Annotated in this window: 9 protein-coding genes and 3 pseudogenes; 9 read left to right on the top strand and 3 right to left on the bottom strand. The window is 67.9% G+C overall.

Annotated features, from left to right (window positions below; genetic code table 11):
- On the bottom strand, positions 1–607 hold a 607-nt coding region (locus tag R2S09_RS39570), incomplete at its 3' end, for a DJ-1/PfpI family protein (protein WP_316746105.1).
- Between the two features lie 129 nt (positions 608–736).
- Here R2S09_RS39570 and R2S09_RS39565 point away from each other — a divergent pair.
- Both R2S09_RS39565 and R2S09_RS39560 read left to right on the top strand, forming a co-directional pair.
- On the top strand, positions 737–1,531 hold the full coding sequence (locus R2S09_RS39565) for a dienelactone hydrolase family protein (RefSeq protein WP_316746103.1): 795 nt from the start codon (positions 737–739) through the stop codon (positions 1,529–1,531).
- Positions 1,532–2,001: 470 nt separating this feature from the next.
- A complete protein-coding gene (locus R2S09_RS39560; protein WP_306192154.1) occupies positions 2,002–2,172 on the top strand; it encodes a hypothetical protein in 171 nt (56 codons plus the stop codon).
- Here R2S09_RS39560 and R2S09_RS39555 read toward each other — a convergent pair.
- A pseudogene (locus R2S09_RS39555) lies at positions 2,120–3,528 on the bottom strand (methionine--tRNA ligase). The gene R2S09_RS39560 and the pseudogene R2S09_RS39555 sit on opposite strands and share 53 nt — an antisense overlap.
- Before the next feature lie 570 nt (positions 3,529–4,098).
- On the opposite strand from R2S09_RS39555, the pseudogene R2S09_RS39550 reads away from it, so the two are divergent.
- The 7 genes and pseudogenes from R2S09_RS39550 to R2S09_RS39520 form a co-directional block, all read left to right on the top strand.
- Positions 4,099–4,679 (top strand): annotated as a pseudogene (locus R2S09_RS39550) (alpha/beta fold hydrolase); the annotation flags it as partial.
- A gap of 63 nt (positions 4,680–4,742) precedes the next feature.
- Entirely contained in the window at positions 4,743–5,306 is a 564-nt protein-coding gene (locus R2S09_RS39545) for a M4 family metallopeptidase (protein ID WP_399145698.1), read from the top strand.
- 324 nt (positions 5,307–5,630) lie between these two features.
- Positions 5,631–5,792, top strand: a complete 162-nt coding sequence (gene rpmG, locus R2S09_RS39540) for a 50S ribosomal protein L33 (RefSeq protein ID WP_306192155.1) — start codon at positions 5,631–5,633, stop codon at positions 5,790–5,792.
- A gap of 53 nt (positions 5,793–5,845) precedes the next feature.
- On the top strand, positions 5,846–6,103 hold the full coding sequence (locus tag R2S09_RS39535; protein ID WP_306192156.1) for a type B 50S ribosomal protein L31: 258 nt from the start codon (positions 5,846–5,848) through the stop codon (positions 6,101–6,103).
- A gap of 44 nt (positions 6,104–6,147) precedes the next feature.
- Positions 6,148–6,270: a type B 50S ribosomal protein L36 gene (ykgO, locus tag R2S09_RS39530; protein WP_316746100.1), complete on the top strand. Its 123-nt coding sequence runs from the start codon at positions 6,148–6,150 to the stop codon at positions 6,268–6,270.
- A 1,018-nt stretch (positions 6,271–7,288) separates the two neighbouring features.
- Positions 7,289–7,702 (top strand): SsgA family sporulation/cell division regulator, encoded by a 414-nt coding sequence (locus R2S09_RS39525; RefSeq protein ID WP_316746098.1) that lies wholly within the window; start codon positions 7,289–7,291, stop codon positions 7,700–7,702.
- Between the two features lie 5 nt (positions 7,703–7,707).
- Positions 7,708–8,382: pseudogene (locus R2S09_RS39520) on the top strand (BTAD domain-containing putative transcriptional regulator); the annotation flags it as partial.
- A 24-nt stretch (positions 8,383–8,406) separates the two neighbouring features.
- Here R2S09_RS39520 and R2S09_RS39515 read toward each other — a convergent pair.
- On the bottom strand, positions 8,407–8,670 hold the full coding sequence (locus R2S09_RS39515; RefSeq protein WP_316746107.1) for a hypothetical protein: 264 nt from the start codon (positions 8,668–8,670) through the stop codon (positions 8,407–8,409).
- Positions 8,671–9,081 lie beyond the last annotated feature (411 nt).

Below are 9,081 nucleotides of genomic sequence, written 5' to 3'. Positions count from 1 at the left end.
TGGAACGCGCATCATCAACAAGCGCGATACGCGCGGTGCTACGGGCGACGCGGGGGCCGTCGTGCTCACGGATGAACTGCAGGGCGAAGTCGTACATGGCACTGAAGGCCGCCGTGGTCGTCACCCCCCGGTCGGTTACGACCAAGCTCTCCGGGCGGAGGCGCACGTCGGGGTACCGGCGGGCGAACCGATCCGCGAACAACCAGGACGTGGTCGCTCGGCGCCCGTCGAGCAGACCGGCTTCAGCGACCAGGAAGGCACCCACGCAGATCGATACGACAGCGGTCCCCGAGGCCGCCTGCGATCGAATCGACGCTGCTTCCGGTCCCAGGTTTGCGAGTGTCGCGTCGAGATCGAGCGTGGGCGAAAGCTCGAATCCCGGCACGATCAGGACGTCCACCGGGCGAACCGCCGAGACGTCGAGGACCGAGCCGCCGGCCGCGATCACACGACGCCGGGGCGAGATGACCGACGCCTCGTAGGCCGGCTGAACCGACCCTTGCGCCGCGGCGACGTGAGTGGCCATGGCCAGGAGGTCAGGGACGCCGAATACCTCCGACGCGAAGCAGCCGGGGTAGGCCAGCACACCAACGCGCAGCGGACTCATGCGGCCCCTCCGGCACCTTCGAACGGATGGCGATATTACCGTGATACGTGGCGATGCCGCCGCTTCTCGGAAGGGCGGCCGCTCGTCATCATCTCGGTCATGACAATCATGCGAGGACAGAGCGACCCCTTGGACGACTTCTCACGGAGAGCCGTCAGCGTCGATGACGTCGACAAGACCGTGTACGTCGCCGGGTCAGGACCGGCAGTCATCCTCATGCCCGAGATGCCGGGTATCAGCCCCGACGTCGCGCGGTTCGCGCGGTGGGTGCGTGATGCCGGCTTCTCCGTGTACCTGCCCTCTCTTTTCGGCGTCGACGGTGCCTATCCGCTCACCGAGGCACGCGAGACCGTCGTTCGACGCGCCTGCGTCAGCGCCGAGTTCCGAGCCTTCGCCGGTGGCGGCACCAGCCCTGTCGTCACATGGCTGCGCGGCCTCGCCCGCCTGGCGCACGCCGAGCGTGGCGGGCCTGGCGTCGGCGCCGTCGGTCTGTGCTTTACCGGCAACTTCGCCTTGACGATGGCGCTCGAACCGGCTGTCATCGCACCAGTGGTCAACCATCCGTCGCTTCCGCTGGACGATCCCGGCGGTCTGGAGATCAGCGACGAAGACGCTGCTGCCGTGGCTGAACGCGTAGCGCGAGAGGGATTGAAGGTTCTCGCCTACCGCTTCGACAACGACAGGTGGTGCACTGGTCAGCGGTTCGCGGCTTACCGAGCGCTGCTCGGGGACGCATTCGACGGCCGCGTACTAAAAGCCGAGACGGCGAACACGAACCCTCCGCCCTTCTTCCGTGACGTCGTCGGCTGCGCCCACAGCGTCGTCACGGCACACCTCGTCGACCAGGACGGTCACTCCACCATGCAGGCCCGGAACGAGATCATCGCCTTCCTGGCCGAGCGACTCGGGATGTGGGCTGAATGAGCCCTTGACACTCCGGCACCTGGCGATGCGACAGAGCGCCGCCGCTTCCCGATGCGATCTGGTCGTCGACCTCGGGTACTCGTGACCGCCCCTCGACGACCACCAGCGGGCATGGCGATCGAGGACGTGCTGCGCCGCCTCGGCGTGGACCCCGCGACGCTTGCCCCAGCGCCGGGCCGGCAGGTCCGGGAGGCGGCGGCGCGTGTCGCCGGATCCCGCACGCGTGCGCGGGCTGTGGTGAGTCGGCCCGCGCGACGGGCATCGTTCCCGGCCAGGCCGCCGGTGGCTGGGCAGCTGCCGGGACTGCTTCCTGGCCACCGTCGACCTGGAGCCGTCCCGGGTGCCGGGCACGGTCGCCGCGATTGTCGCCGACCTGCGTGCGGTCGCCGCCGAGGCCGGGGTGCGGCTGACGGTTGTGGTCGACGGCAGGGGTGGCTGCGGTGGATGAGGCGCACCGGTTCCATCTGACCGTGACCGCATCCGACTGCCTGGTGATGCAGGGCTGGTGGGAGAGCGAGGAGACCGCACGCCGCAAGTTCACGTCGTGGGTGGGGGAGTACGGCAGCATGCCCGGCGCACGCATCACCCTCACCGACGAGCAGCAGGGCAGCGTGTTGACCACGTGGCCGGGTGAGGGTTGACCGCCTGCCATGCCGTGCACCATGGCCCACCGTCCCTACCCCGAGCAAGCTCCCAAGGCCGGGTCGCGTCAATACATCGATTGGCCTCTTCCACGATCTCCCGGACAGCGTGGATGGCACGCCGGAAGTCGAAGTCGGCCAAGGCGGCGTCGACGAGGCCAGGCGTCTCCCGGCAAACCTCCGCCAGCGCCAGCCCTCCGGGATTTTCAGGCGCGGAGGCGGGGACAAGTCCGTCGCGAAAGCGGTGAACCATGGTCACGATGCGATGGACGAGGTTGCCCAGCCCTCCGGCGAAATCCGCATCCGCGCGGGTGGTCAGCCGGTCGGATGTGAAGTCCGCATCCCCGACCCGGGGCACATCGCGCAGGAGCCACCAGCGCACCGCGTCGGTGCCATATGCCACGGCCAGCGCAGCCGGGTCGACACTGGTCCCGGCGGACTTGCTGATCTTGCGGCCGTCGACGGTGAGGTAGTCGTGGACCAAAATGTCGGTGGGCAGCGGGAGCCCGGCCGACAGCAGCATGGCCGGCCAGTACACGGCGTGGAAGCGCACCACTCCCTTGCCGACCAGGTGGACACGGCGCTCGCTGGTTTCCCACCACTGGTCGTAGGCGCTGTCACTGGTGCCGTATCCGAGGCTGGTGACGTAGTTACCGAGGGCGTCCCACCACACATAGACGACCTGGCTCGGGTCGTCCGGCACGGGAATGCCCCAACCGCGAGCGCGGCTGTGCGAGCGGGAAACGGAGAAGTCGTGCAGGCCACGTTCGATGTGAGCGAGGACCTCGTTGCGGCGGGCTGCGGGTTCGATGCGCAACTCGCCGCTCGAGATCAGTTGATGGAGGCGGTCGGCGTAGCGGGACAGGCGGAAGAACCAGTTCTCTTCGGCGACGAGTTGAGGTTCGGTGCCGTGCTCCCGCACCGTCCTTCGACCAGTTCGTTGGGGGTGTAGAACTGCTCACAGCCGACGCAGTACAGACCTTCGTACTCCTTGCGATAGCGGTCCCCTGACGCGGCGCATCGGCGCCACAGTCGTTCGACTCCGACGCGGTGACGCGGGTCGCTGCTGGTGCGGATGAAGTCGTCTAATGAAAGCGACAGTGGACCACGCAATGCGGCGAACGCGTCGGCGTTGCGGTCGACAAACGACTGCACGTCGACGCCGGCCGCTTCGGCGGCCAAGACGTTCTTCAGAGAGTTGTCGTCGGTTCCGCTGAGCAGCCGGACCTGCTCTCCCCGTTGGCGGTGGTGACGGGCCAACGTGTCAGCTTGGACCAACTCCAGGGCGAAGCCCAGATGCGGGCGGGCGTTGACGTACGGAATAGTCGTGGTGATGTAGCGGCGTCGTGCGGTCATCGGTCCTCCTACCGGGTAGCGAGGCCTGGTCGCACAACAATCGAGGCCCCGTCCCGGGGCCTCGGATTCGGTACGCGTCCGTTCTCAGCGGCCCCGTCGACGGGGCATCATCCGATGCTGAGGCGAAAGCGTGATCATGCGTCCGAGCGTAGCAACAGAGCGACGTCGCAGCACGCTATTTCCGCTCCTCCACGGAGCCGCATGCACAGGGGCACCTGAGGTAGTACCGGGCGAGGCAGGTGTCACCCGGTGCGCCGCACGCCGAATTGCGCAGGGTTGGAACACTGTCCCTTCAGCAGTAGAGCACGCCCGGGGCCGCCCGTCAGGTAGCAGCCGTCCTCGCCACGGTCGCATGGGGGCTGGCATCGATCCTTGCAATGCGGGGCCTCAACCTGCGCTCGACCGCATCGCAAAGCGTGATCGTGTCGAAGGACTCCTAGCGCACGGGGCCAGGGCGTCAGCGGTCGCTCCCTGCGGCCGGTGGCCTCTGCGGTGATCAGCGGCTGGTCGACCGTGGACAATTCTGCTGAGCTGCCCCGGGTTTCGTGGAGTCCGACGCCAGCGTGGCATCTGCGCGGCTACGGCGACAGCGACGTCACGAGGGCACGGTGTACCTGTCCGACTTCGCCGATGACATCGCAGCGGTCCTGGACCATCTGGGCATCGAGCAGGCCGTGATCGGCGGAGTGTCGATGGGCGGGCAGATCACCATGGAGTTCCAGCGCCAGTACGCTCAGCGCGTACGGGCGCTGATCCTGACCGACACGTCGGCACCGGCGGAGACCGAGGACGGCAAGGCCTTCCGCAATCGGCTGGCCGACCGCCTGCTGGCCGAGGGCATGGACGGATACGCCCGCGACGCCATCGACAAGGTGCTCGCCGCGTACAACGTCACCGCACTGCCCGAAGTCGCTGAGCAGGTGCTGGGCATGATGCGTTCCACCGATCCATGCGGGGCCGCCGCCGCACTGCGCGGCCGCGCGGAATGGCCGGACTACCGGCCTGTCCTGACAGGTGTCGACGCCCCCGTCCTGATCGTCGTCGGAGCCGACGACGTCTACACGCCGCTCAGCGAGGCCCAGGAGATCCAGCGGCACGTCCCGCATGCGGAGCTGAGGGTCATCGGCAAAGCCGGGCACCTGCGTGGCGCCCGTCCAGACCTGGGGCGCCTCAGCGTCTGGTACCAGGACGTCTCCGGCCAGTGGCCCGACACCGTGGTGCCGTTCACCTCGCCCACCCGGCAGCTCGGTTCCGACCTGACCGGCTCCGGTGCCGTCGACGCGCACTGGGCGGCGGGCAAGGTGTACGAGTTCTACCGCGACACCTTCCACCGCAACAGCCTCGACGGCCAGGGCATGGCCATCAACTCCCTGGTCGGCGTGACGGATTTCGGCAGCCCGTTCGTCAACGCGTTCTGGGACCACACCAAGGTGGTGTACGGCACCGGCGACGACGAGTACCGCTCGCTCGCCTCCGACCTCGACGTGGTGGGCCACGAGATGACCCACGGCGTGGTCGAGCACACCGCGAACCTCGTCTACTCCGGTCAGTCCGGCGCCATGAACGAGGCGATCGCCGACTACTTCGGCAACGTCATCGACGTCACGGTCAACCACACGCTTGGGCGGCTCCCACACCACGCGCCCTGGTCGGGAGCCGCCCCGCATCCCGTCCTGGGCGCATCGGAGCGGGGGGTAAGCCGGTCACCGGCACCCGCGGCCTGTCACCTGATCGACGCCATCCGACTTTCACCCGGTACACGAGCGGCGTCAGTGTGAGGCCCGCGGAGCGGGCAGTCCAGGTACCGGGGAAGGGTGCGTGAGCGTGCTGTCAGGGCGGGAACAACCGTGAGGGGGGACGTGTTGTAGGCAACGTGACCGTGGAGGGGACAGTGTCCCCGGGCCTCACCTATTGCCTGCGGGGACGATCGTCCGGCTGAAGCCCCGCAGAGCCTTTCGCCGCGTAGGCGACCGCCCTCCACGATCGCACCTTGCATCCCGCCCACCGGATCGGCCGCCGCCGGAATATGGCGAACGCCGACCGTGTTGGACCACACATGTATGACATGTCCCAGTCAAAGCACGGGACGGAAGGAGCCTCCCATGGCACGCAGTACCGCGCGGCCGGTCGTCCGGCTGACGTCGACGGCAGGTACCGGAGTCACCTACGTTACCCGCAAGAACCGCTTGAACGACCCCGGCCGACTGGTCCTGCGCAAGTACGACCCGGTCGCCGGCGAGCACGTCCTCTTCCGCGAAGTGTGACGAAGTCCGTCGTCGTTGCCCGGCGACGGAGGCCCCTGAGGAAGGACACCCCCGTGAGGCATGGCATCCACCCCATCTCTCGTCCCGTCGTCTTCCGTGACCGCGCGACCGGCTTCCAGCTGCTCACCCGCTCCACCATCGACACGGAGCACACGGTCGAGTGGGAGGACGGCGTCACCTACCCCGTGGTCGACGTCGAGATTTCGTCGGCCGGCCACCCGTTCTACACCGGTAGCTCCCGCGTTGTGGACACCGCGGGACGCGTGGAGCGCTTCGAGCGGCGCTACGGCACCGCCACGACCCGCCGCTGACCGGCGCCCCCCGTTCGCCGGCCTGCAGCCGAGGGAGATTCGTGATGAAGGTACGCACGTCGCTGCGCTCGTTGAAGGACAAGCCCGGTGCCCAGGTGGTGCGCCGCCGGGGCGAGACCTTCTTGATCAACAAGAAGGATCCGCGTTTCAAGGCCCGCCAGGGCTGACGAGCCGCTCCACCCACCGGACGGCCCGGCACCGTGAGCACGGTGCCGGGCCGTCCGCGACACATGACGTCAAGGACCAAGGTCCAGCCCGCGTTGGGGAACGGCTGGATCCCGTACGAGGACAGCCCGTTCGCCGGCTCGATCGTCACTCCGCCCTCCGGAGGCGGGTGGACCTGCGCGCCGGAGCGCAGTGATTCCGTGATGAGGCGCAGCGCCAACACGCGGGACACCGCAACGCATCCGGTCTTCCCCGGCTGCATGCGGTGGCGGATCCACTTCTCGCCGTCGCCGAGGAGGGCAGCGGCCTTCTGCTGCAGGCCGTTCACACGGCGCCACCCCCCTATGCCCGGTGGAACCTACGGGCCCCGGCTCTCTCCCGACGGGAACGGAAGCGCTTGACCGCGGCGACTGCAGCGGCACAGCAGGCCGGTGACAGCCGGGTGCCTCGTGCGCTCGCGGCCTTCGCGGAGACCTCGCCCAGCGATGGCCGGACATGAGGCCGATCGTTGATCAGACCCTTCGATACTGCATCTGACCTGCAAGAACGACACGCTTGAGTTCGGTCTGAGGACAGTACCTAAGGCGATTCGCTCCGGGTCCTAAGGGCCCGGGCGGACGAAGATCCGGCAGGTTGCCGATGTCGGGCGGTCGACACGGCAGGCAGTCTCTTGTTGGGTACCGGAGCTGCTACCCCGGGCACGGCGCGGCGACGTGAGAGGAGACTGGGGTGCTGGACCACCACCGGTTGTCGGCGGGCCGAACCGAGAACCTGCCGGCAGAGGAGTCGCCGCACAGCAGATCGTCCCAGGGCGGATCGAGGGCTGCCGGGCTCACCTCTGGCGGATCCGTCGACCAGAACATCCCGTGCGACGACACGGCCCTTCGGCCGGCTGCCGGAACACCGTGGAACAGAACGTCCCTCGGGTAAGCGTCCGAATCACCCACCGGATGCGGGTGGATGTGTCCGAGGCGCGAGGTGCTGCAAGTCCCGCACGTCGACCCCAGACGAGGAATCATGATGAGCTCACCTGACCTGGAACTGAAGATCCACTTGACGTTCGAGGTCTCCTCCGGCCTCCACGTACGTGTGCCGGTGCGATTCTCGTATGTGTACACCGACCCGTACGCCGTTCGCGCCTCCTTTCACCTCGCACCTGAACGGACGGTCCACTGGACGTTCGCCCGAGAACTGCTCGACCAGGGTATGCGCGGTGCTGCCGGCCTCGGAGACGTGAGGATCGCTCCCATCGAGTGCTGCATGGGCCTCCTGTTCAGCCTCGAACTTGAATCTCCGGACGGCTACGCCCGCCTCGAAGGCCCTGTCCCTCCGGTCAGGGCGTGGCTTGCCACGACCTACGAGGCCGTCCCCGCAGGCAACGAGACCGCACTACTGGACATCAGCCGTTTCCTTGAAGAGCACTCGGGGCGATAGGGGACATGGGTGTGGGTGTCAAGTTCTCGGTTCTCGGTCCGGTTCGGTTACTCAAGGAGGGCGTGGAGGTACCGGCGGGCCAGCCGAGGCAGTGCGCGGTCCTTGCTTCGCTCTTGCTCAGGTCAGGCGCGCCGGTCAGCCTTTCCAGACTGGTGGAGGATGTGTGGGGCGATGAGGCCCCTGCGTCTGCGGTGGGTTCGGTGCGGACGTATGTGTACCGGTTGAGGCAGGCGCTGGGGGAGCGGGGTGATGGTTCGGTCCGGCTGGTCGATGGGGCGTCCCTGTTGCGAATCGGGCCTGATGATCTGGACTTGAACCACTTCAAGCGGCTGACGGCCAGGGCGCGTAAGGCTCGTCGCGGTGGAGACGTCACGTTAGCGGCGGATCTGCTGTCGGAGAGCCTGGGTATGTGGAAGGGGGTTGCGCTGGCCGGCGTGCCGGGCCCCATCGCGAGTGTGCAGCGGGGTGTTCTGGGCGAGCTGCGTCTTGCGTGTGCTGAGGAGCAGCTGGCGTGTGAGGTCGAGCTGGGCCGTTACGCGGAGGCCGCGCTGGAGTTGTCGGCTCTGCTGGCCGAGCATCCGTTGCGTGAACGTGTGTGCGCGCTTCTCATGACCGCGTTGTGTGGCGCGGGCCGGCAGTCGGAGGCCTTGACGATCTATCACGCGACCAGTCATCTGCTGCGCCGGCGTCTGGGTGTCAGTCCGTCACCGAAGCTGCAGCAGGTGCACGAGCGCATTCTGTCCGGGCGGCTCCCGCAGACCGCCAACCGCCTGGTGAGTGGGCGGTCCGCGTTGCCTGAGGTGCCGGCTCAGTTGCCTGCGGCTCTGCCGAGCCTTGTCGGGCGAGGCAAGGAGCGGCAGGAGGTCGAGGGTTGCGTCCTTGACCATCGCGCGCAGCAGATCGGGACTCGCCGCGGCGAGGTTCTCCTCGGCGAGGACGTGCAAGGGCAGACTGTCCGGTGCGGTCATCGTGCTGATCTCCTTCGGGCTTCGACACCTCGAAGATCAGCCGGTGGCCGTTCTCCTATCCGGGCCCTCACTCCGACGCCAGGGCAAACGCCCGGATCAGGTGGGAACCCGTACACCGCTTCCCAGGACGCAACCGCTGGAACCGCCTCGTTGCCGCATACGCAGCAGAACAGGCCCGACCAGGCAGGCCTGCGGAGTTGGACCGGGACTTGGCGATCCGGACGTGACTCTCCCGGAGATTCCGGATGGACACGCCGAGCCAGGTTCTGCGGGACTGCCGGCTTGAGTCTGCGAACAGCCACAGCATGCTGTGCCTGCTCCGGTCGCGCGGGGCCGGCCGTCGGCGTGGACGAAGGAGGGGGCGGCGGGGACTTGGGTCCGTCTCCGCGGACTTGTCGGGCCGGCGGTCAG

The sequence above is a fragment of the Streptomyces sp. MK7 genome, assembly GCF_032658145.1.
Lineage (GTDB): Bacteria > Actinomycetota > Actinomycetes > Streptomycetales > Streptomycetaceae > Streptomyces > Streptomyces spiralis.
This window is presented reverse-complemented; position numbering and strand designations above follow the sequence as displayed.